The following is a 22237-nucleotide window of genomic DNA, read 5'->3' as shown; positions in this document are numbered from 1 at the left end:
CTCGGGCATGACTCTCCTGTGGAGATCCTTGTGGGAACGAGGAAGCCACCGTCGCCTTGTGGGCACCAGCGGCCGGATGTGGAACGGCTGCGCTCGCGCACCGGGCCGGATCACGACAGCGCGGAGGCGTGCGCCTCATCGTGACGGCGCGGACCTGTACGCGTCATCGCGACCGTGCGGACCTGTGCGCGTCCGGTATTCCGGGTTAGTAGGCGCTGGAGACACGCAGCAGATCGATGTGCAGGCGCCTCGTCAAGCCGTTCCTGGACAAAATCCACCCGTCCCGACTCCGGGGCCCGCGAGACGCGGGGCCACGCTTGCCCCGCCACACCGGCGGGACCCGGTCGTCACCCGGGGCACCCCGTCGCGGTGGAAGGGTTGCCTGCCAGCGGGCCGGGGCCGATGGACCCCGTGAGCAGGACGGATCCCGCACGGGGGCGCTGACAATCGTGACCGTCCACGTCAGTTTCGGTGCGCCGGGTGACGCCGTCAAGGAGGCCGCCGGGGCCATCTCGCCTGTTGGTCACCCGCGTTGACATTCCTGTCGGGCCATGCATAACTTGCGGCGCGGAACGGCTCCGGGCAGCGGCGATACGCCCCGGCTCGCCGGCCGACGCCCCAGCACACCGCGGGGTGCCGCAGTTGAGTACCGGACGGTGTCCGGCAGGCGCGAGGCCCCGCGGGGCGGATCGGTGACGGTGAGAGCGATGCACGCAGCTGAGGGGATGGCTGCCTGGCGGTCCCGAGGCCGCGTCCTGCTCTGCGCGGACCGCTCCGTCGACCTCCAGCGTGTCAACAGCGCGCTGTGTACCGCCGCTTGTCGCGCTCTTCGTCAAGGCTGACGGCCCTCTGACTCCCTGACGTCCACCGCTGCCGCGGTGCGTCCTCTCCCCGCCCGGCCCCCTGTTCCGCGCTGTGCTGCCCGTGCCCCGCCGCGTCGTTCCCGACGACCGGCGTGGTGAGGCGCTGCCGTCCGCGGTCCGGGCCGTCCGCATCCGCTGGAGCCCACCGTGAGTGAATCCCCCGGCGTCGCTGTGTCCCCCGGGTCAGCGCCGCCCGCCGAGGCGGCCCCCCGCCCCGGGCCACCCGTCGTGCCGAAGCCGCAGGTCCCGCAGCGGGTCCGCCCGCTCCTGCGGCCCGGCCGCTGGATCGTCACCGTCGTCGTGCTGGTGCTGGTCGCCCAGATCGTCCACGGCCTGGTGGCCAATCCCTTCTACCAGTGGGACCGGTTCCGGTACTGGTTCCTGCGGCCCACCATCCTCGACGGACTGCTCGTCACGCTCGAAGTCGCCCTGTTCAGCGCCGTTCTGGGGCTGCTCGGCGGTGTGCTGCTGGCCCTGGCCCGGCTCTCCCCGAGCCCTGTGCTGCGCGCGGTCAGCTGGCTCTACACCTGGCTCTTCCGGTCGGTCCCACTGATCGTGATCCTGCTGTTCCTCTACAACTTCAGCGCGCTCTACCGGACGCTGAGCGTGGGAGTGCCGTTCGGCCCGGCGTTCTTCAGCTTCGACGAATCACGCCTCGCCACCGACATGGCCGTCGCCGTCATCGGTCTCAGTCTGAACGAGGCGGCCTACGCCTCCGAAGTGGTGCGCGGCGGCATCCTCTCCGTCGACCAGGGCCAGCACGAGGCGGCAGCCGCCCTCGGCCTCCCGAAGCGGTACCGGTTCGCGAAGATCGTCTTCCCGCAGGCCCTGCGCTCCATCACCCCGAACTACGTCAACCAGCTGATCGGCCTGATCAAGGGCACCTCACTGGTCTTCTACGTCTCGCTGCTCGACCTGTTCGGCTCCGTACAGAGCATGGGCAGCACCTACCCCGGCGACATCGTGCCGCTGCTGCTGGTCGCCACCGCCTGGTACCTGATCCTCACCAGCGTGGTGTCCGTCATCCAGTTCTACGTCGAGCGGTACTACTCGCGGGGCGCGCTGCGCACCCTGCCGCCCACGCCGCTGCAGAGGCTGCGGACCGGCCTGGGCGATCTGCGGGCACGGGTCCGGAAGGAGACGGCGATATGACCGCGGAGACGACGACCGGAACAGCGGAAGCGGCCGATCCCGCCGGGACACCGGGCCAGGCCGACGCAGTTGCGGCGCCCCCGGCGCGCCCCGCCGCGGTCGAGGTGCACGATGTGCACAAGTGGTACGGCTCCCAGCGCGTCCTCGACGGTGTGGCGCTGACCGTGCGTCCCGGGGAGGTCACCGTTGTCCTGGGGCCGTCCGGCTCAGGGAAGTCCACTCTCCTGCGGGTGATCAACCACCTGGAGAAGCCCGAGATCGGTCATGTCAGTGTGAACGGCGAGCTGATCGGCGTACGCAGGCACCGGGGGCGTCTCAAGGAGCTGAGCGAGCGCGCCATCCTGACGCAGCGCAGCCGGATCGGTTTCGTCTTCCAGAACTTCAACCTCTTCCCGCACCTCACCGTGCTGGACAACGTGGCCGCCGCCCCGGTCGCGACCGGGCGACTCACCAAGCCGGAGTCCCGGGAGCTGGCCCGCGACCTGCTCGACCGGGTGGGACTCGGGGACCGGGCAGCCGCCTATCCGCGCCAGCTGTCCGGCGGACAGCAGCAGCGCGTGGCCATCGCCCGAGCCCTCGCCCTGCGGCCCGGGGTCATCCTCTTCGACGAGCCGACCTCCGCGCTCGACCCCGAACTCGTCGGCGAGGTACTGGCCGTGATCAAGGACCTGGCCGGCAGCGGCACCACCCTGCTGGTCGTCACGCACGAGATCGGCTTCGCCCGCGAGGTCGCCGACCGGGTGGTCTTCATGGACGGCGGCCGGATCGTCGAACAGGGCCCGCCCGAGCAGGTGCTCGACCACCCGAGGCACGAGCGGACCAGGGACTTCCTGAGCAAGGTGCTCTGAACCCGCCGACCGTTCCGCCCGCCGATGTTCCTCCTCCGTACACCCTCATCGCACCTGACAAGGACAGCCATCATGCGTACCCCCATCCTCCGCAGCAGACTCCGCCGAGGTATCGCCGCCTCCGCCGCGTTCGCCTCGCTCGCCGCCGGTCTCGCCGCGTGCGGCGGTGACGGCGACGCCGCGACCAGGACCGGCAGTGCGCCGGCCGGAACGGTCACCGTCGGCGCGCTCTCCAACGGCGCCGCCGAGGAGACCCAGCTCAAGGTGGTGGAGGTGAAGTCGATCAGCGCCGAACTGCCCAAGTCGGTGGCCGATCGCGGCAAGCTGGTGATCGGCGTGGGCGCGCTGCCCGCCGGATTCCCGCCCCTCGCGTACGTGGGCGAGGACCAGAAGACCCTCACCGGCGCCGAACCCGATCTCGGCCGGCTGGTCGCGGCGGTCCTCGGGCTGGAGCCCGAGCTGAAGAACTCGACCTGGGAGAACATGTTCGTCGGCATCGACAGCGGCAAGGTCGACGTGGCCCTGTCGAACGTCACCGACACCGAGGAGCGCAAGAAGAAGTACGAGTTCGCCTCCTACCGGCAGGACAACCTCGCCTTCGAGGCGCTGAAGAAGAACACCTGGAACTTCGACGGCGACTACCGGAACCTGGCCGGGCGGACCGTCGCCGTCAGCGCCGGCACCAACCAGGAGCGGATCCTGCTGGAGTGGAAGGCGAAGCTGGCGAAGCAGGGCCGCAAGCTCGACGTCAAGTACTACCAGGACAACAACGCCACGGCCCTGGCACTGGCCAGCGGGAAGATCGACCTCTCCTTCGGGCCCAACCCCGGCATCGCGTACCACATCACGCAGACCTCGAAGACCCCCAACCCGACCCGCAGCGCGGGCAAGTTCTCCGGCGCGGGCGCGACCCTCCAGGGGCTGATCGCGGCAACCGCGAAGAAGGACAGCGGACTCGCGAAGCCGCTCGCCGACGCGATCAACCACCTGATCAAGAACGGCCAGTACGCCAAGTGGCTCGCCGCCTGGAACCTCTCCAACGAGGCTGTGCCGTCCTCCCTGGTCGACCCGCCCGGACTGCCGCTCGACAACTCCTGACCCGCGCCCCGTCCCCGTCGGGTCCGGATACCTCCCGCCCATGCCCCAGATACGGAGGCCCCGCGCCACCATGTCCACCAGCGTCCATCACGCCCCGCCATCGAGAGCGGTGCCGCCGCACATCCTGGACAACGCCGCCTGGGCCGCGCTGACCGGTCCGCACGCCCACCTCGCCGAGCGGGTCGGCCGGGCCGCCCGCTACCCCACGGAAGTCTCACCGTTCAGCGCCCTGGAGGACCCCGCCGACCCGCGGGCCTGGGACGATCTGGCCGCCCTGGTCGGACCCGGCGCCGTCACCCCGGTCTCCGGGGCGCGCACGGTGCCCGACGGCTGGACCGTCGAACGCGGCGGCGACGGCGTCCAGCTGGTCGACACCGCCCTGTACGCAGAACCCGCACCCGAGGCGGTACAGCTGGGGCCCGGCGACGTGCCCGAGATCCTCGACCTGATCGCCCTCACGGAGCCGGGCCCCTTCCTGCCCCGCACCATCGAACTGGGCGACTACCTGGGCATCCGGGACCGAGGGCGGCTGATCGCCCTCGCCGGCGAGCGCCTGCACCCGCCGGGCTGGACGGAGATCAGCGCCGTCTGCACCCACCCGGACCACCGCGGCCGGGGCCTCGCCACCCGGCTGGTGCGCGCGGTCGCGGCGGGCATCAGGGAGCGCGGCGACACCCCCTTCCTCCACGCGGCAGCGGGCAACACCCGGGCGATCCGGCTCTACGAGTCGATCGGATTCACCCTGCGCCGCCGCACCCGGTTCCTGCTCGTCCGAGCCCCGGGGGAGCGGAGGTGAGGCAGCCGCGTCCCGCGCCCCGACGGCATCGGTACGCCGGCCTCCTGCGCGTCGCCGGTGCACTCTGTCGCCCCTGACCTGTTGCCCTCGCAGCCGCCCCCGTACCGGGGCCGGCTTCATCGTCCGGTCGATCAGGAAGGCACCGATCCCGTGTCCTCTTCACCCTCTTCCTCTCCCCTGCATCTCGCCGTGGCCCTGGACGGCGCGGGCTGGCACCCCGCCGCCTGGCGCGAACCCGTCGCCCGCCCCGGTGAACTCCTCACCGCCGCCTACTGGACCGATCTGGTCACAGAGGCCGAACGCGGACTGCTCGACCTCGTGACCATCGAGGACGGGCTCGGCCTCCAGTCCTCGTCCTACACCGAGCCCGACGGGCGCACCGACCAGGTCCGCGGACGGCTGGACGCGGTCCTCATCGCGGCGCGGGTCGCCCCGCTGACCCGGCACATCGGGGTCGTCCCGACGGTGGTCGCCACCCACACGGAGCCGTTCCACATATCCAAGGCCATCGCCACCCTCGACTACGTGAGCACCGGGCGCGCCGGCCTGCGCCTCCAGGTCACGGCCCGAGCGCACGAGGCCGCACACTTCGGCCGCCGGACCTTCCCGCCGTTCGGTGCCGACGACTACCGCACGCCCGCCGGCCGGGAACTGGTGCACAGCCTGTTCGACGAGGCCGCCGACTACGTCGAGGTCGTGCGGCGGCTCTGGGACAGCTGGGAGGACGACGCCGAGATCCGGGACGTCACCACCGGACGCTTCATCGACCGCGCGAAGCTGCACTACATCGACTTCGAGGGCACGCACTTCCGGGTCAAGGGCCCCTCGATCACCCCCCGGCCGCCCCAGGGCCAGCCGGTCGTCAGCGCCCTGGCGCACGCCACCGTCCCGTACCGGCTGGTGGCCCGCTCCGCCGACATCGGCTACGTCACCCCGCACGACGCCCGCGAGGCCCGTGCCGTCGTCGAGGAGATCCGCACCGAACAGGCGGCGGCCGGCCGCGCCGACGAGACCGTGCACATCTTCGGTGACCTGGTGGTCTTCCTGGACGACGACCCCGCGGCCGCCGCCGCCCGCCGGGAGCGCCTGGACGAGCTCGCCGGCGAGCCGTACACCAGCGACGCCCCGGTCTTCACCGGAACGCCCGCCGGGCTCGCCGATCTGCTCCAGGACCTGGCGGCGGCCGGACTGACCGGTTTCCGGCTGCGCCCCGCCGTGGCCGGCCACGACCTTCCGGCGATCACCCGGGGCCTGGTCCCCGAGCTCCAGCGCCGTAACGCCTTCCGCCGGGCCTACGAGGCCGACACCCTGCGCGGGCTGCTGGGGCTCAACCGCCCCGCCAACCGCTACGCCGCCACCGCGACCGCCTGAGCCGGAAGGACCCCCGACCATGAGCAAGCCCCTCAAGCAGATCCATCTCGCGGCCCACTTCCCCGGAGTCAACAACACCACCGTGTGGAGTGATCCGGAGGCCGGCAGCCACATCGAGTTCAGCTCCTTCGCGCACTTCGCCCGGACCTCCGAGCGCGCCAAGTTCGACTTCCTCTTCCTCGCCGAAGGACTGCGACTGCGCGAACAGGGCGGCGAGATATACGACTTGGACGTCGTGGGGCGGCCCGACACCTTCACCGTCCTCGCGGCGCTCGCCGCCGTCACCGAACACCTGGGCCTGACCGGGACGATCAACTCGACCTTCAACGAGCCCTACGAGGTGGCCCGCCAGTTCGCCAGCCTCGACCACCTCTCGGGCGGACGTGCCGCCTGGAACGTGGTCACCTCCTGGGACGCCTTCACCGGGGAGAACTTCCGGCGCGGCGGCTTCCTGCCGCAGCAGGAGCGCTACTCCCGGGCCAAGGAGTTCCTGGCCACCACGAACGAACTCTTCGACTCCTGGCACGGGGACGAGATCGTGGCCGACCGGCAGACGGGCACGTTCCTGAGCGACGCGAAGGCGGGCGCCTTCGTGCACAAGGGGCAGCACTTCGACATCGAGGGACAGTTCAACGTGCCGCGCTCCCCGCAGGGGCGGCCGGTGATCTTCCAGGCGGGCGACTCCGAGGAGGGCCGTGACTTCGCCGCGTCGAGCGCGGACGCGATCTTCAGCCGGTACGCCACCCTCAAGGAGGGGCAGGCCTTCTACACGGACGTCAAGGGCCGCCTCGCCCGGTACGGCCGCCGGCCCGACCAGCTGCTGATCCTCCCGGCGGCCACCTTCGTCCTCGGTGACACCGACGCGGAGGCGGAGGAACAGGCCCGCGAGGTACGCCGCAGCCAGGTCAGCGGCGCCACCGCCATCAAGCACCTCGAATTCGTCTGGAACCGGGACCTGTCCGGGTACGACCCGGACGGCCCCCTCCCCGACATCGACCCCGACCCCGGCGAGCACACCGTCGCCCGCGGCCGCGCCCAGGTACGGATGTACCGCGACCCGCTGGCCATCGCCCGCGAGTGGCGGGAGCGCGCGGCCGCCAACAAGTGGTCCATCCGCGACCTGGTCATCGAGACCGGGAACCGCCAGGCCTTCGTCGGCTCCCCGGCCACCGTCGCCACCACCATCAACGACTTCGTCCAGGCCGACGTCTCCGACGGCTTCATCCTCGCCCCGCACATCACCCCGGGCGGCCTCGACGCGTTCACCGACCAAGTCGTCCCGCTGCTCCAGGAACGGGGCGTGTACCGGACGGAGTACGAGGGCACCACCCTGCGCGACCACCTCGGCCTCGACCACCCCGACGATGCCCGCGAGGGGCGTGAGGCGTCATGAAGTTCCTCGCCATCACCCTGATCGTGCACGGCCCGCACCCCGTGACCGGCGTGCGGAAGCCGACCAACGACCGCTTCCGCGAAGTGCTCGACAACGCGCTCCTCGCGGAGGAGCTGGGCTTCGACGGCTTCGGCGTGGGGGAGCGGCACGAGCGGCCCTTCATCTCCTCCTCACCCCCGGTCGTACTCAGCCACATAGCCGCCCTCACCTCCCGGATCCGGCTGTTCACGGCCGTCACCACGCTCAGCCTCCTCGACCCGGTGCGCGCCTACGAGGACTACGCGACGCTGGACCACCTCTCCGGCGGACGGCTCGAACTGATCATCGGCAAGGGCAACGGCGCCGCCCAGCGGGACCTGTTCCAGGTCACCCCGGAGGACCAGTGGGACCGCAACGCCGAGAGCTACGAGGTGTTCCGGCAGCTCTGGCGCCAGGACAAGGTCACGGCCGCCACCCGCTTCCGTCCGGAACTCAAGGACGCCGAGGTCTGGCCCCGACCGCTTCAGCAGCCGGTCCGGGTCTGGCACGGCAGCGCGACCAGCAGGGAGTCGGTCGACCTCGCCGCCCGCTACGGCGACCCGCTCTTCTCCGCCAACGTCACCAACACCATCGAGCCCTACGCCGAGTTGATCCGCTACTACCGTGAGCGCTGGGTCCACCACGGCCACGATCCGGCGGACATCGCGGTGGGCGCGGGAACGGCGGGCATCTACGCGGCCCGGACCTCGCAGGAGGCGCTCGCCGCCTACCGGCCGGTGTTCGAGGGGAACCTCGCCTTCCAGAAACAGCTGGGCCTGGAACCGGTGTTCACGACCCTGGAGGACTTCGTGGAGCGCAGCTCGGCGCTGATCGGCAGTCCGCAGCAGATCGTCGAGAAGGTGCACCGCTACCACGAGCAGTTCGGCCACACGGTCCTCCATCTGCACGCGGACGCGGGCGGCCTGACGGACGCTCAGCACCGGGACTCGCTCGCGCTCTTCCAGTCGGACGTCGCACCCGTGCTGCGCCGGGAGATCCCCGATCCGCCGTTCGCCTGGGGCCCCGTCCTCGCCGAGCCCGAGCCCGAGCCCGAGCCCGAGCCCGAGCCCGAGTCCGAGTCCGTTCGCGCCGACCGCTGAGGAGACCGCCCGTCATGTCCGACATTCCGCTCGGGGTCCTCGACCTGGTCCCGGTGTCCTCCGGCTCCTCCGCCTCCGAGGCGCTGCGCAACTCCATCGATCTGGCCCGGCAGGCCGAGAGCCTCGGGTACGCCCGCTACTGGTTCGCCGAGCACCACCTCAACCCCGGCGTGGCCGGTACCTCGCCCGCGGTCGTCCTCGCCCTCACGGCCTCCGCGACCACGTCCATCCGGCTCGGAGCGGGCGCCGTCCAGCTCGGCCACCGCACCGCTCTGTCCACGGTCGAGGAGTTCGGCCTGATCGACGCGCTGCATCCCGGCCGGCTCGACCTGGGTCTCGGCCGCTCCGGCGGACGCCCGCCCGGCGGGGCCGCCGCCCCGCGGCCGTCCGCGACCCCGGTGGTCGACGGGCGCACGCCCAACGGCCTGCGCATCCCGCCCCGCTTCTCCTTCGAGCACCTGCTCGGCTCGCCCCGCATCGCGCTCCAGCGCAAGCTGCTCCAGCAGCCGCACGCCGAATCGCAGGACTACGGCGAGCAGATCGACGACATCCTGGCCCTGCTGGCGGGCACCTACCGTTCGGAGGACGGCATCGAGGCCCATGCCGTCCCGGGGGAGGGCGCGGAGGTGGAGCTGTGGATCCTGGGCAGCAGCGGCGGTCAGAGCGCCCAGGTCGCGGGCCGGTCCGGGCTGCGGTTCGCGGCCAACTACCACGTCAGTCCCGCCACCGTGCTGGAGGCGACAGAGGGGTACCGCGCCGCGTTCCGGCCCTCCGACGTCCTCACCGAGCCCTACGTCAGCGTGTCCGCCGACGTCGTGGTGGCGGAGGACGACGAGACCGCCCGCGAACTGGCCTCCGGCTACGGTGCCTGGGTCCGCAGCATCCGTTCGGCCGAGGGCGCCATCGAGTTCCCCACGCCGGACGAGGCCCGCGCCCACATCTGGACGGACGCGGACCGTGCCCTGGTCCAGGACCGCCTCGACACCCAGTTCGTCGGCTCCCCGGACCGGGTCGCCGGCCGGCTGGCGGAGCTTCAGGAGGCGACCCGTGCCGATGAGTTGCTGATCACCACGATCACCCATGGACACGCGGACCGGGTGCGGTCTTACGAGCTGCTGGCGGAGGAGTGGCGCAAGAGGTGAGGGCCGGCCCCGGCAGCCGCCGTCAGGTGCCCTGATGCCCCCGTAGCTCCTCCACCGCGGCCCGCGCGGCGGCGCCGATCACGGCGTCGGCGCGCGGCAGCCTGCTGTCGGCCCTGGCCGCCTGGGTGAACACCACCGCGGTGTAGGTGCTGCCGTCCGCGAGTTCGACGACGCCGGCTTCGTGCCGGAGCGAGCCGAAGGTGCCCGTCTTGCCGTAGACGGTGACGTCGTCGTAGGGAAAGCCGGAAGCGAGCCGGTGCGTCCACGGCTGCCTGCGCATGACCTCGCGCATGAACGCGCAGCCTTCGGCGGAAGCGGCCTCATCGGTCCAGATCGCCCGCAGCAGCCGGGCCATGTCCGCCGGAGTGCCGGACGCCTTGAAAGCAGGGTCGTACACATCCGTCGGCACCACGGTGTCGTTGTCCGCCACATGGGCCAGGGCCGCGTCCAGGGAGGGCGCCCCCGTCTCCGCGACGAGCCTGTTGAACGTGGCGACGACACCACCGTGGATACGGGTGTCCGGCATGCCCAGGTCCCGGCAGAAGGCGTCGACCACATCGGCGCCGACCGCCCGCAGGACGGCGGCGGCCGCGGTGTTGTCGGAGACGGTCATCATCAGCGTCACCAGATCGCGCAGCGACATGGTGACGGGGTCGTGCAGGACGGAGATGCCGGTCGGACCGGGGACCCGGTCGGCGGGCTCCAGGGTCACCCGGTGGCGGGGGTCGATCCGCCCCGTGTCCGCGAGGCGGCAGAAGGCGGCCATCAGGGGCACCTTGTAGACCGAGCCCAGCGGCAGCTGTTCGCCGGGCTCGATGACCACGCGGGCCGAGGGGCGGCGCAGTTCCGCCACGTGCAGCCAGCCCCGGACGCCCGCGTCGTCGAACATCTCGCGGATGGCGCGCTCCACACCACCGCCGTGCCGGGGCCGGTTCACGGCGCCACCTTCCGGGCCAGGGCGTCCTCCAGCAGCTGCGCCGTCCCGGCGGTCTCCCGCGCACCCGGGCGCCGCGGATCCCAGGCCACCCGCAGCCGCAGGGGGAGCGGCGGGTCCGTCGCCGTGCGGCGCTCCACACCGGACGCCGTCAGCGCGTCGTCCGCCGTGACGAGCACCGCCTGACCCGCCGCCACGAGGGCGAGCCCGGCGCGCTCGTCGGACATCACCACGGTCTCCACCCGGCGGCCCCGGCTGGCCAGGGTGTCGATGAACAGGTCATGAGCCGCGGGCGCCTCGGCACGCGGGCGTACCGCGACGGGCAGCGGTGACGGCGTCGTCCCACCGGGACCGCGGACCCCGGCGGGGGACAGCACCCAGGTCGGCAGCAGGATCACCCGGCCCGCGGTGAGGCCGTGCAGAACGGACGGGTGCCGGATGACGGCGATGTCGAGCCGTCCGGCCGCGACGTCACCGAGCAGCGCGGCCGTTGACGCCGTCACCATGCCGATCCTGGCGCGCTCGCCCGCCCGGACCGGCGCCGCCGCCACCTCCGCGGCCAGCGGCGCCGGTACCTCCGGGGCCAGCCCGATCCGCAGCCGCCGGCCGTCGGCTGCGGATCGGGCACCGGTCTCGCGGAGCTCCGCGAACGCGGCCAGCGCGCGGCGGGCGTGCGGAAGCAGCAGGGCACCCTCCTCGGTGAGGAACACCCCCCGCTCACGGTCGAACAGGCGGACCCCGAGCAGCGCCTCAAGCCTGCGCAGGCCCTGCGACAGCGGTGGCTGGGTCATGCCCACACGCTGGGCGGCGGCACCGAAGTGTTCCTCCTCCGCCAGGGCGACGAAGATTTCCAGGTGCCGTTCGGTGAGCAATCCGTACCTCCTGGCATGCGGCGATATCGCATCTGAATGAGCTCAATGCCGAGATGGTATTCGACATGCGGTGCGGCGGCGGATTTGGATCCGGACAGACACGTCCCATCGGAACAGAAAGCCCGTATGCCATGCACACTCGAACTTCGCTGTCCCGCCGTGCCGTTCTTACCGGCCTCGCCGCCCTCCCGCTCGTCGGCTGTACGAGCGGCCCGGAGGCCTCACCGAAACCGTCCGGGACCGCTTCATCCTCCGCCCCGCCGTCGGCCCCGGCCGATCCCCGTACCGAACAGGCCTTCCGCGCACTGGAGCGGAAGTTCGACGCACGCCTCGGCGTCCACACGCTCGACACGGGCAGCGGCCGGACCGTCACCCACCGGCCCGATGAGCGATTCGCCTACGCCTCCACCTGCAAGGCGCTGCTCGTCGGCGCCGTACTGGACAAGAACTCGCTCCGGCAGATGGACCGGCTCGTGCGCTACGGCCGCGACGATCTCGTCAGCGCCTCACCGGTCACCGAGCGGCACGTCGCCACCGGGATGACCCTGCGCGAGCTGTCCGACGCGGCCATCCGGTACAGCGACAACACCGCCGCCAACCTCCTCTTCCACGAGCTGGGCTCCCCCCGCGCCCTGCAGGACGCCCTCCGCGCGCTCGGTGACGACGTCACCCGATGCGACCGCTACGAGACCGCGCTCAGCGACGCCGCCCCAGGCGACCCCCGGGACACCAGCACGCCCCGCGCCCTCGCCACCGGGCTGCGCGCGTACGTGCTCGGCGACACCCTCCCGACGGACAAGCGGGCCGTACTGACCGACCTGCTCAGGCGCAACACCACAGGCGACCACACCATCCGCGCGGGTGTGCCGGACCGCTGGCAGGTGGGCGACAAGACGGGCACGGGCGGCTACGGCACCCGGAACGACATCGCCGTCATCTGGCCCCCCGGCGCCGCCCCCATCACCCTGGCCGTCCTCTCCCGCCGCGACGCCAAGGACGCCGAACGCGACGACGCCCTCATCGCCGGCGCCGCGAAGGTCGCGCTCGACGCCCTCGGGGCGCTCGGGTAACCGGCCGTCCGCGTCCCGCCCGGCCCGGCGCTAGCATCAGCACCCTCGTCAACCGCCGGAGCAGACCGCCATGCCATTGCCGCGCCTCGGAGTCGTCATCGTCACGATGGGCACTCGCCCCATTGAGCTGGCCGCCCTGCTCGCCTCGGTGGAGAAGCAGGACGTGCCCGCGGCGAGAGTGGTCCTGGTCGGCAACGCGACGCCTCTCACCGGCATCACGGCGGACGTGACCAGGATCCCGCTGGCGGAGAACCTGGGCTGTCCCGGTGGCCGCAACGTCGGGCTCAGGGCGCTGAGCGAGGCGGGAGAGGTGGACGTCGTCATCGAACTCGACGACGACGGCCTGCTCATCGCCCCCGACGTGTTCCGCCGGGTTCAGCAGCTGTTCGCGAGCGACCCGGGGCTCGGCGTCGTCGGGTTCCGGGTCGCCGACGAGAACGGGGTGACGGAGCGTCGCTGGGTGCCCCGGCTGCGCGCCGACGACCCGATGCGGGGCGGTCCGGTGACCGCCTTCCTCGGCGGCGGACACGCCTTCTCGATGCCGATGCTCGACGGGATCGGCCACTGGCCCGCGGAGTTCTTCTTCGGCCACGAGGAGTCCGACCTCGCCTGGCGCGCCCTCGACGCGGGCTGGACGATCCTGTACGAGCCCGAACTCGTTCTCCAGCATCCGAGGACGTCCCCGGCCCGGCACGCCACCCACTACCGCTTCACCGCCCGCAACCGGGTGTGGCTGGCCCGCCGGCGCCTTCCGGTCCCGCTGATCCCCGTCTATCTCGGTGTCTGGATCTCCCTGACCATGGCACGGATGCGCTCGGCCGCCGGTCTGCGGGCCTGGTGGGGCGGTTTCGCCGAGGGGCTGCGGACGCCGTGCGGGCCGCGCGAGCCGATGAAGTGGCGCACCGTGTGGCGCATGACCCGGCTGGGCCGCCCGCCGGTCCTCTGACCGTCCCCGAAACGGGCAGCGCCCCGGGGCCCCGGCGAGGGAGTGCCGACCGCCGCGGGCGCCGTTCGGGCGCACCCGGGGCCCCGATCGGGCAGGAGTCCGGGCGGCGGCAGCCGGTCCGTGCGGCCTGACCAGCTGATACGGCCCCGGCGAAACGGGCACGAACGGGCACAGGTGGGGTGGTGAAGAGCCTGGTCGCCGTGGGTCCCTTGCTTGTACAAACGATTCATGAGCCCGAACGGGGCCTGAGTCGCAGCGAACGCAGGGAAGTGTGTCGTGGACACCGACGAGCGCCGACGAGAGATCCTCAAGATTGCCAGACGCGAAGGGTCTGTGGACGTCACCGCGCTGTCCGGCACGCTCCAGGTGGCCAAGGAGACCGTCCGGCGCGATCTGCACATCCTGGAGGAACACGGTCTGGTACGCCGCACCCACGGCGGCGCCTACCCGGTGGAGAGCGCGGGCTTCGAGACGACGCTGGCCGCCCGTACCAGCCGTCTCGTTCCCCAGAAGTCCAGGATCGCGGCGGCCGCGGCCGACCTCCTCGGTGACGCGGAGACGGTCTTCGTCGACGAGGGCTACACCCCCATGCTCGTCGCCGAGGCACTGCCCAGGGATCGGCCCCTGACCGTGGTCACCGCCTCCCTCGCCGTGGCGACCGCGCTCGCGGACGCGGAGAAGGCCACGGTGCTGCTCCTCGGCGGCCGGCTGCGCGGTTCCACGATGGCCACGGTCGACCACTGGACGACCCGGATGCTCGCGGGATTCGTCATCGACCTGGCGTACGTCGGGGCGAACGGGATCTCCCGCGAGTACGGGCTGACCACGCCCGACCCGGCCGTGAGCGAGGTGAAGGCCCAGGCCATGCGCAGCAGCCGGCGCCGGGTCTTCGCCGGAATCCACACCAAGTTCGGCGCCGTCAGCTTCTGCCGGTTCGCCGAGGTCGGTGACTTCGAGTCCATCGTCACCGATACGGGCCTGGCCTCGGCGGAGGCGCAGCGCTACTCGCGTCTCGGCCCCCAGGTCATCCGCGCCTGACACACCCCCGCAGCACAGCCCGACCGCCCAGCCCCGCGTCCGTCAGCCGGGATGGCTGACATGCACCTTACAAATTGAGTCCCTCGATGACGAGTGATCAGGAGAACCACATGCTCCACCTTCAGCACCATCGAAGCAGGCTGAGCGTGCGTCTGGGTACCGGCGCCGCCCTCACGGCGCTGCTCGCCGGGTGCAGCGGCGCCGGCGGCGGCAGCTCGTCCGGTGACAGCGAGTCGATCAACGTACTCATGGTGAACAACCCGCAGATGGTCCAGCTGCAGAAGCTCACCGCGGCCAACTTCACGAAGGAGACCGGCATCGAGGTCCACTTCACGGTGCTGCCGGAGAACGACGTACGCGACAAGATCACCCAGGACTTCTCCAACCAGGCGGGCCAGTACGACGTGGCCACCATCAGCAACTTCGAGGTGCCGTTCTACGCGAAGAACGGCTGGCTGCACCCCCTCGACTCGTACGCGTCCAAGGACAAGGCGTTCGACCAGGGCGACATCCTCAAGCCGCTCCGGGAATCCCTCACCGCGGAGGACGGCAAGCTCTACGCGGAGCCCTTCTACGGCGAGTCGTCCTTCCTCATGTACCGCAAGGACGTCTTCGCGGAGAAGAACCTGAAGATGCCCGCCAAGCCCACCTGGCAGCAGGTCGCGGACCTGGCGGCCAAGGCGGACGGCGCCAGGAGCGGCATGAAGGGCATCTGCCTGCGCGGTCTGCCGGGCTGGGGCGAGGTCATCGCCCCGCTCACCACCGTCGTCAACACCATGGGCGGTACCTGGTTCGACAAGGACTGGAACGCGAAGCTCGACACACCCGAGTTCAAGAAGGCCGTCCAGTTCTACGTCGACCTGGTGAAGAAGCACGGGGAGGCGGGCGCGCCCCAGTCCGGCTACGCCGAGTGCCTCAACAACATGACCCAGGGCAAGACCGCCATGTGGTACGACGCCACCGCGGGCGCCGGATCACTTGAGGCCTCCGGCTCCCCGGTCAGGGGCAAGGTCGGATACGTGGCCGCGCCCGTCGAGAAGACCGACACCTCCGGCTGGCTCTACACCTGGGCCTGGGGCATGCAGAAGGCCTCCAAGAAGACCGACAGCGCCTGGAAGTTCATCTCCTGGGCCTCCGGCAAGGGGTACGAGAACCTCGTCGGCGAGAAGGTCGGCTGGCCCGACGTCCCCGCCGGCAAGCGCGCCTCCACCTACTCCAACCAGGACTACCTGAAGGACGCCGCGGCGTTCGCGAGCGTCACCCGGCAGGCCATCGCCGGCGCGAACCCCCGCGACCCCGGCACCCAGCCGAGGCCGACCGTCGGCATCCAGTTCGTCGACATCCCGGAATTCACCGACCTCGGCACCAAGGTCTCGCAGGAGATCAGCGCCGCCATCGCCGGCCGCCAGTCGGTGTCCGACGCGCTCAAGACCTCGCAGACACTCGCCGAAAAGGTCGGCAAGGAGCAGCGGTGAGTGCCCCCGTATCCACCCCGGACGTATCGCCGCCCGGCGCGCCGGACGAGGCCGCCCCGCCCCGCAGGACCGGAAAGACCCCCGGCCGGGCGCGCGTCTGGGCCACCCGCGCCCCCCTGCTGCCCGCCCTGGTCTTCCTGATCGCCGTGACCCAACTGCCCTTCGTGGCAACCGTCGTGGTCTCGTTCTTCGACTGGAACTCGCTCTCGCCCGACCAGCGCGCCTTCAGCGCGTTCGCCAACTACAAGGAGGTGTTCAGCGACCCGAGCCTGCGCGACTCGGTGGTCACCACGGTCCTGCTCACCGCCAGCGTCGTGATCGTCAGCGTCGTGCTCGGACTCCTTCTCGCCCTGCTGCTCGACCGCAAGTTCATCGGCCGGGGATTCGTCCGCACCCTGCTGATCACGCCCTTCCTGCTGGTGCCCGTCTCGGCGGCGCTGATGTGGAAACACGTCCTGTACAACCCGGAGTACGGGCTGCTGAACGGGGCCTGGGCCTGGTTCACCGGAATGTTCGGCGCCGACAGCCCCGGACAGCCCGACTGGATCTCCGACATGCCGCTGGCCGCGGTCGCCACCGCCCTCATCTGGCAGTGGACCCCGTTCATGATGCTCATCCTGCTCGCCGGGCTGCAGAGCCGGTCCGCCGAACAGATGGAGGCCGCCCGGCTGGACGGCGCGAACGCCTGGCAGATGTTCTGCTTCCTGACCCTGCCGCACCTGCGCCGCTACCTGGAACTCGGCGTACTGCTCGGCTCGATCTACATCGTGCAGAACTTCGACGCCGTGTTCACCATCACCGCCGGCGGACTCGGCACGGCCAACCTCCCCTACACGATCTATCAGACCTTCTACCAAGCCCATGAATACGGACTGGCGTCCGCCGCGGGAGTGGTCGTGGTGATCGGCACCATCGTCGTCGCCACCTTCGCCCTGCGCGTGGTCTCGTCCCTCTTCAGCGAGGAGGCGAACCGGACATGAGCAGCACCCTGACCGCCGCGCCCACCGCCCGGCCGGGCCGCACGGAGCACGCACGGACGGCGCGCCGGGGCAGGCGGCGCTCCACCGCCCTCGGCGTGGTCGCCTGGATCGTCGGCATCGTCTTCTGCGCACCCGCGCTCTGGATGCTGCTCACCTCCTTCCACTCGGAGGCCGACGCCGCGACCAACCCGCCGTCGCTCGGCGCGCCCCTCACCCTCGACGGCTACCGGGTGTTCTTCGGCGCCGGGGGCGGCGCGAGTCCCTGGCCGCCGCTGATCAACTCCGTGACCGCGTCGGTCTTCTCCACGCTCTTCGTGCTCGTACTCGCGCTTCCCGCCGCGTACGCGCTCTCCATCAAGCGAGTGGAGAAGTGGACGGACGTGATGTTCTTCTTCCTGTCCACGAAGATGCTGCCGGTCGTCGCGGGGCTGCTGCCGGTGTACCTGTTCGCCAAGAACACCGGAATGCTGGACAACATCTGGTTCCTCGTCCTCCTCTACACGTCGATGAACCTGCCGATCGCGGTATGGATGATGCAGTCCTTCCTGGCGGACGTGCCGGTCTCCATCATCGAGGCCGCACAGGTCGACGGCGCCCGGCTGCCGACCGTGCTGACCAGGGTGGTGGCGCCGGTCGCCGCACCCGGAATCGCGGCCACCTCCCTCATCTGCTTCATCTTCAGCTGGAACGAGCTGCTCTTCGCCCGGGTGCTCACCGGGGTGACGGCGCAGACCGCACCCGTCTTCCTGACGAGCCTCGTCACCAGCCAGGGGCTCTTCCTCGCCCAGCTGTGCGCCGCCTCCGTCGTCGTGTCCCTGCCGGTGCTCGCCGCAGGTTTCGCCGCCCAGGACAAACTCGTCCAGGGCCTTTCTCTTGGAGCTGTCAAATGAGGGCTGCGATCATCGAGTCCATCGGCAAGGTGTCGGTCGAGACCGTCCCCGACCCCACCCCCGGCCCCCGGGACGTCGTCGTCGCCGTCCGGGCCTGCGGACTCTGCGGCACCGATCTGCACATCCTGCAGGGCGAGTTCGCCCCCGCGCTGCCGATCATCCCCGGCCACGAGTTCGCCGGCGAGATCGTGGAGACCGGCTCGGAGGTGACCGAACTGGCCGTCGGGGACAAGGTCGCCGTCGATCCGTCGCTGCACTGCCACGAGTGCCACTACTGCCGCAGCGGGCGCGGGAACCTCTGCGACAACTGGAACGCGATCGGGGTCAGCAAGCCCGGCGGGGCCGCCGAGTTCGCCGTCGCCCCGGTGGCGAACTGCGTGAAGCTCCCGGACCACGTCGACGTGGCCACCGCGGCGCTGATCGAACCGCTCTCCTGCGCCGTACGCGGCTACGACGTGCTCAGCTCCACGCTGGGAGCCAAGGTGCTCATCTACGGCTCCGGCACCATGGGACTGATGATGCTGGAGCTCGCCAAACGGACCGGCGCCGCCTCCGTCGACATCCTGGACGTCAACCCGGACCGGCTCACCACCGCCGTCAAGCTCGGCGTCTCGCGCTCCGCCGCCTCCGCGGACGAACTGGAGACGGTACGGGGCTGGGACGTCGTGGTCGACGCCACCGGGAACGCGGGCGCCATCCAGGACGGCCTCGGCCGGGTCGCCAAGGGCGGCACGTTCCTCCAGTTCGGCGTCGCGGACTACGCGGCCAAAGCCGTCATCGAGCCGTACCGGATCTACAACCAGGAGATCACGATCACCGGCTCGATGGCCGTGCTGCACAGCTACGAGCGTGCCGCCGCGCTGTTCGCCGGGGGAGTCATCGACCCGGCGGTCTTCATCAGCGACCGGCTGCCGCTGGAGCAGTACCCCGACGCCCTGGAGCGGTTCAAGGCCGGTCTGGGCCGCAAGATCGTGGTCGAGCCGTGACCGGTGGCCCCGATGCCGTTCTGGTGATGGGCGAGGCCCTCATCGACCTGGTGCCGTCCGCGGACGATCCGCGGACGCACCGGGCCCAGCCCGGCGGCGCACCCGCCAACGTCGCCGCCGGGCTGGCCCGGCTGGGCACCCCCAGCTGGTTCGCGGGCGGGCTCGGCGGCGACGGATTCGCCCGGCTGATCGAGGAGCGGCTGGTCTCCGCCGGTACCCGGCTCGACCTGTGCGCCCGCTGGGAGCTGTCCACCGCACTGGCCGTGGCGGACCCGGGCCCCGACTCCACCGGCTACCACTTCCACCTGCACGACACCGCCACCTTCCGGCTGCCGGACCGGTCGGCGGAGGTGGGCCGGTTCGGCGCCGTGTACGCGGGCGGGCTCGCCGCGGTCGTCGCGCCCGCCGCCGGGGCGGTGGCCGCGACCGCGCGCGCCGGGGCCGAACACTCCGTCCTGGTGGTCGACCCGAACGTGCGCGAGGACCGGACGCTCGACCACGCCTCCGCCGTCGGCCGGCTGCGGGAGCTGTGCGGACGGGCCCGGATCCTCAAGGTCAGCGACGAGGACGTGAGCCTGCTGTGGCCGGGCACCTCCCCGGAGGAGGCCTGCGAGCGGCTGGCCGGGGAGAACCGGCTGGTGGTCCTCACCCGGGGTGCGGCGGGCAGCACCGCGTTCACCCCGGACCTGGAGCGGGCGTCGGTGTCCGCCGAGCGGGTCGAGGTGGTCAACACGATCGGCGCGGGTGACGCGTTCATGGCCGGGATGCTCAACTGGCTCGGCGAGGCCGGGGCGTTCCGCGACGGCGGCGCCGTACGGCTGTCGCGCGACAGGGCCGCGGAGATGCTGGCGTTCGCCTCGCGGGTGGCGGCCTCCGTGGTCGCGCGGTCCGGGACGGAGCCGACGCCCACAGCCTCGCTCAGGCCGCCGGCTCGATGGTGACCTTGACGTGCTTCATGATCGGCTGGTCGCTCTGGGTGCTGTAGTCGCTGAGTGCGCAGAGGACGTTCATCTCGGGCATGTAGCCGGCCGCGCAGCCACGTGGGATGTCGTAGGGGATGGCGAGGTAGCCACTGAGGGACCGCCTGCTGCCGTCCTTGGCGGTGCTGGCGATGTCCACCGGGCCCATGTCCGCGATTCCGCGTTCGCGCATGTCGGCCCGGTTCATGAAGACGAGCGTGCGCAGGTTCTTGATGCCGCGGTAGCGGTCGTTGTCCGAGTAGATCGTGGTGTTCCACTGGTCGTGGGACCGCATCGTGCCGAGCGCCAGGGTGCCCGGGGCGGGGATGACGTCGGGCAGGGCGGCGGAGAACTTGGCGCGTCCGGACGGCGTGAGGAAGACCAGTTCGCGGGCGGGCTGCATGATGCGGAAGCCGAGAGGCAGCCGTACCCGGCGGTTGAAGTCCTCGAAGCCGTCGAGCGCCTCGGCCATGGTGTCCCGGATGCGGTCGTAGTCCTCGATGTACCACTCCCAGGGCGTGGCGCTGTCGGGGAGGGCCGCGCGCGCCATGCCGGCGACGATGGCGGGTTCGGAGAGCAGGTGCGGTGAGGCGGGGCGCTTCATGCCGACCGACAGGTGGACCATGCTCATCGAGTCCTCGACGGACGTGCTCTGGACGCCCTTGCGCTGGTGGTCCTTCTCGGTGCGGCCGAGGCACGGGAGGATGAGGGCTCGCCGGCCGTGGACGACGTGGCTGCGGTTCAGCTTGGTGCTCACCTGCACCGTCAGTTCGCAGGAGCGCAGGGCCGCGAAGGTGTAGGGGGTGTCCGGCGCGGCGAGGGCGAAGTTGCCGCCCATCGCGACGAACACCTTCACGTCGCCGTTGTGCATCGCCGGGATGGTGCGGACGGTGTCCCGGCCGTGCTCACGGGGCGGTTCGATGTCGCAGGCCGCTGCGAGGCGGTCGAGGAACGCGTCGGTGGGAAGGTGATCGATACCGCAGGTGCGATTGCCCTGGACGTTGCTGTGCCCCCGCACGGGGGAGGGTCCGGCGCCCTCGCGCCCCAGATTGCCGCGCAGCAGAAGGAGGTTGACGATCTCCCGGACGATGTCGACGCCGTGTTCGTGCTGGGTCAGCCCGAGGCACCAGCTGACGATGGAGCGGTCGGCCTCGCTGTACACGCGCGCGGCCTTCAGGATGTCGGCGCGGCTCAGCCCGGACTGGTCCTCGATCTCGCTCCACGGCGTGGACTCGCACAGGGCGCGGTAGTCCTCGAAGCCGGTGGTGTGGCGGTCGATGAACACCTGGTCCAGCGCCTTGGGATCGGACGCCGACTGCTCCAGGACCGCCTTCGCCATGCCGCGCAGGAGAGCCATGTCGCCGCCGATGCGGGGCTGCAGGTTCAGGGTGCTGGTCCGTGTCGCCTTGAAGAGGGCCATGTCGGTGAAGTCGTGGGGCACGATGGTGCGGGTGGCGGCGGCCTCGACCATCGGGTTGACGTGCACGATCCGGGCGCCGCGGCGGTAGGCCTCGGCCAGCGCGGTGAGCATCCTGGGCGCGTTGGAGGCGGCGTTGACCCCCAGGATGAACAGGGCGTCGGCACTCTCCCAGTCCTGGAGGTCGACGGTCCCCTTGCCTGTGCCGAGCGAGGCGTGCAGGGCGCGTCCGCTGGCTTCGTGACACATGTTGGAGCAGTCCGGCAGGTTGTTCGTGCCCAGTTCACGGGCCATGAGCTGGTAGAGGAAGGTGGCCTCGTTGCCGAGGCGTCCTGAGGTGTAGAACGAGGCCTGGTTGGGGTCGTCCAGCCCGCGCAGGGCACTGCCGACGACCTCGAACGCGTCCTTCCAGCTGATCGGGACGTAGTGGTCCGTCCCGGGGTCGTAGACCATCGGCTCGGTGAGCCGGCCCTGGTTCTCGAGGTCGTAGTCGCTCCACTCGGAGAGCTCGGTCACCGAATGGGCGGCGAAGAACTCGCGCCCGACCCGCTTGCGGGTCATTTCCCAGGTGACGTGCTTGATCCCGTTCTCGCAGATGTCCAGATGCAGGCCTTTGGTGTCATCGGGCCAGGCGCACCCCGGGCAGTCGAACCCGCCGTTCTCATGGTTCATCGGCATGATCGCCCGCGGTCCGTCCACGAGCGCGCCCTCGCGCAGCAGGAACCGGCTCACGCCCTTCGCCGCGCCCCAGCCGGCGGCGGGGTGGCGGTAGGGACGGAATTCCGGACCCGCTTCGGGGCGGGACCCACTTCGGGCTCCAGGCGTTCCGGATCGTCACGGTGGGGGCGCATGACTGTTGACCTTCCGCCATTCGGGCAAAGGGGCGCCG

The 22237-nt window shown here is 71.1% G+C and carries 19 protein-coding genes and 1 riboswitch; of the genes, 16 read left to right on the top strand and 3 right to left on the bottom strand.

Going from position 1 to position 22237, the window contains the following annotated elements; genetic code table 11:
* Window positions 1–308 precede the first annotated feature (308 nt).
* Window positions 309–455, bottom strand: a riboswitch (SAM riboswitch).
* Window positions 456–1010: 555 nt separating this feature from the next.
* From RLT59_RS01095 to RLT59_RS01060, 8 genes are all read left to right on the top strand, one after another.
* Window positions 1011–2015, top strand: a complete 1005-nt coding sequence (locus tag RLT59_RS01095; protein ID WP_311301597.1) for an amino acid ABC transporter permease — start codon at window positions 1011–1013, stop codon at window positions 2013–2015.
* Window positions 2012–2863, top strand: coding sequence for an amino acid ABC transporter ATP-binding protein (locus RLT59_RS01090; RefSeq protein WP_311301596.1), 852 nt, complete (start codon window positions 2012–2014; stop codon window positions 2861–2863). The genes RLT59_RS01095 and RLT59_RS01090 overlap by 4 nt, the downstream gene beginning before the upstream one ends.
* 72 nt (window positions 2864–2935) lie before the next feature.
* Complete coding sequence (locus tag RLT59_RS01085; RefSeq protein ID WP_311301595.1) at window positions 2936–3961, top strand: ABC transporter substrate-binding protein; 1026 nt, start codon at window positions 2936–2938, stop codon at window positions 3959–3961.
* Window positions 3962–4031: 70 nt separating this feature from the next.
* Window positions 4032–4757, top strand: a complete 726-nt coding sequence (locus RLT59_RS01080; protein WP_311307576.1) for a GNAT family N-acetyltransferase — start codon at window positions 4032–4034, stop codon at window positions 4755–4757.
* A 150-nt stretch (window positions 4758–4907) separates the two neighbouring features.
* Entirely contained in the window at window positions 4908–6128 is a 1221-nt protein-coding gene (locus RLT59_RS01075) for an LLM class flavin-dependent oxidoreductase (protein ID WP_311301594.1), read from the top strand.
* A gap of 19 nt (window positions 6129–6147) precedes the next feature.
* Window positions 6148–7521, top strand: a complete 1374-nt coding sequence (locus tag RLT59_RS01070) for an NtaA/DmoA family FMN-dependent monooxygenase (protein WP_311301593.1) — start codon at window positions 6148–6150, stop codon at window positions 7519–7521.
* Entirely contained in the window at window positions 7518–8639 is a 1122-nt protein-coding gene (locus RLT59_RS01065) for an LLM class flavin-dependent oxidoreductase (RefSeq protein ID WP_311301592.1), read from the top strand. Before RLT59_RS01070 ends, RLT59_RS01065 begins: the two co-directional genes overlap by 4 nt.
* Window positions 8640–8653: 14 nt before the next feature.
* Window positions 8654–9781, top strand: coding sequence for an MsnO8 family LLM class oxidoreductase (locus tag RLT59_RS01060; protein WP_311301591.1), 1128 nt, complete (start codon window positions 8654–8656; stop codon window positions 9779–9781).
* A 22-nt stretch (window positions 9782–9803) separates the two neighbouring features.
* Here the strand turns inward: RLT59_RS01060 and RLT59_RS01055 are convergent, their stop codons facing one another.
* Together RLT59_RS01055 and RLT59_RS01050 are read right to left on the bottom strand one after the other, a co-directional pair.
* Window positions 9804–10718, bottom strand: a complete 915-nt coding sequence (locus tag RLT59_RS01055) for a serine hydrolase (protein WP_311301590.1) — start codon at window positions 10716–10718, stop codon at window positions 9804–9806.
* Window positions 10715–11587, bottom strand: coding sequence for a LysR family transcriptional regulator (locus RLT59_RS01050; RefSeq protein WP_311301589.1), 873 nt, complete (start codon window positions 11585–11587; stop codon window positions 10715–10717). Before RLT59_RS01050 ends, RLT59_RS01055 begins: the two co-directional genes overlap by 4 nt.
* A gap of 131 nt (window positions 11588–11718) precedes the next feature.
* Here RLT59_RS01050 and bla point away from each other — a divergent pair, with 131 nt between their 5' ends.
* From bla to RLT59_RS01010, 8 genes are all read left to right on the top strand, one after another.
* Window positions 11719–12657, top strand: coding sequence for a class A beta-lactamase (bla, locus tag RLT59_RS01045; RefSeq protein ID WP_311301588.1), 939 nt, complete (start codon window positions 11719–11721; stop codon window positions 12655–12657).
* Window positions 12658–12727: 70 nt separating this feature from the next.
* Window positions 12728–13603, top strand: coding sequence for a glycosyltransferase family 2 protein (locus RLT59_RS01040; RefSeq protein ID WP_311301587.1), 876 nt, complete (start codon window positions 12728–12730; stop codon window positions 13601–13603).
* A 276-nt stretch (window positions 13604–13879) separates the two neighbouring features.
* Window positions 13880–14641, top strand: coding sequence for a DeoR/GlpR family DNA-binding transcription regulator (locus RLT59_RS01035; protein WP_311301586.1), 762 nt, complete (start codon window positions 13880–13882; stop codon window positions 14639–14641).
* Between the two features lie 110 nt (window positions 14642–14751).
* Window positions 14752–16116 (top strand): ABC transporter substrate-binding protein, encoded by a 1365-nt coding sequence (locus tag RLT59_RS01030; protein WP_311307575.1) that lies wholly within the window; start codon window positions 14752–14754, stop codon window positions 16114–16116.
* Window positions 16113–17096 (top strand): carbohydrate ABC transporter permease, encoded by a 984-nt coding sequence (locus tag RLT59_RS01025; protein WP_311301585.1) that lies wholly within the window; start codon window positions 16113–16115, stop codon window positions 17094–17096. The genes RLT59_RS01030 and RLT59_RS01025 overlap by 4 nt, the downstream gene beginning before the upstream one ends.
* Window positions 17093–17986, top strand: a complete 894-nt coding sequence (locus tag RLT59_RS01020) for a carbohydrate ABC transporter permease (protein ID WP_311301584.1) — start codon at window positions 17093–17095, stop codon at window positions 17984–17986. The genes RLT59_RS01025 and RLT59_RS01020 overlap by 4 nt, the downstream gene beginning before the upstream one ends.
* Window positions 17983–18972 carry a zinc-dependent alcohol dehydrogenase family protein gene (locus RLT59_RS01015; protein WP_311301583.1) on the top strand — a complete coding sequence of 330 codons (990 nt, stop codon included), beginning with the start codon at window positions 17983–17985 and terminating at the stop codon, window positions 18970–18972. The genes RLT59_RS01020 and RLT59_RS01015 overlap by 4 nt, the downstream gene beginning before the upstream one ends.
* Window positions 18969–19913, top strand: coding sequence for a PfkB family carbohydrate kinase (locus RLT59_RS01010; RefSeq protein ID WP_311301582.1), 945 nt, complete (start codon window positions 18969–18971; stop codon window positions 19911–19913). Before RLT59_RS01015 ends, RLT59_RS01010 begins: the two co-directional genes overlap by 4 nt.
* On the opposite strand, the gene RLT59_RS01005 is transcribed toward RLT59_RS01010, so the two are convergent.
* Window positions 19891–22080 (bottom strand): FdhF/YdeP family oxidoreductase, encoded by a 2190-nt coding sequence (locus RLT59_RS01005; RefSeq protein WP_311301581.1) that lies wholly within the window; start codon window positions 22078–22080, stop codon window positions 19891–19893. The two genes, RLT59_RS01010 and RLT59_RS01005, sit on opposite strands and share 23 nt — an antisense overlap.
* Between the last annotated feature and the right edge of the window lie 157 nt (window positions 22081–22237).

The organism is Streptomyces sp. ITFR-6 (assembly GCF_031844725.1).
Classification (GTDB): domain Bacteria; phylum Actinomycetota; class Actinomycetes; order Streptomycetales; family Streptomycetaceae; genus Streptomyces.
Note: the sequence above shows the minus strand (reverse complement) of the source record. Positions and strands in the feature narration are given on the sequence as shown.

Coding starts and splice junctions, on each gene's coding strand:
- RLT59_RS01090 (WP_311301596.1), top strand. CDS start 2,012: ATGACCGCGGAGACGACGACCGGAACAGCGGAAGCGGCCGATCCCGCC.
- RLT59_RS01085 (WP_311301595.1), top strand. CDS start 2,936: ATGCGTACCCCCATCCTCCGCAGCAGACTCCGCCGAGGTATCGCCGCC.
- RLT59_RS01080 (WP_311307576.1), top strand. CDS start 4,032: ATGTCCACCAGCGTCCATCACGCCCCGCCATCGAGAGCGGTGCCGCCG.
- RLT59_RS01070 (WP_311301593.1), top strand. CDS start 6,148: ATGAGCAAGCCCCTCAAGCAGATCCATCTCGCGGCCCACTTCCCCGGA.
- RLT59_RS01065 (WP_311301592.1), top strand. CDS start 7,518: ATGAAGTTCCTCGCCATCACCCTGATCGTGCACGGCCCGCACCCCGTG.
- RLT59_RS01060 (WP_311301591.1), top strand. CDS start 8,654: ATGTCCGACATTCCGCTCGGGGTCCTCGACCTGGTCCCGGTGTCCTCC.
- bla (WP_311301588.1), top strand. CDS start 11,719: ATGCACACTCGAACTTCGCTGTCCCGCCGTGCCGTTCTTACCGGCCTC.
- RLT59_RS01040 (WP_311301587.1), top strand. CDS start 12,728: ATGCCATTGCCGCGCCTCGGAGTCGTCATCGTCACGATGGGCACTCGC.
- RLT59_RS01030 (WP_311307575.1), top strand. CDS start 14,752: ATGCTCCACCTTCAGCACCATCGAAGCAGGCTGAGCGTGCGTCTGGGT.
- RLT59_RS01020 (WP_311301584.1), top strand. CDS start 17,093: ATGAGCAGCACCCTGACCGCCGCGCCCACCGCCCGGCCGGGCCGCACG.
- RLT59_RS01015 (WP_311301583.1), top strand. CDS start 17,983: ATGAGGGCTGCGATCATCGAGTCCATCGGCAAGGTGTCGGTCGAGACC.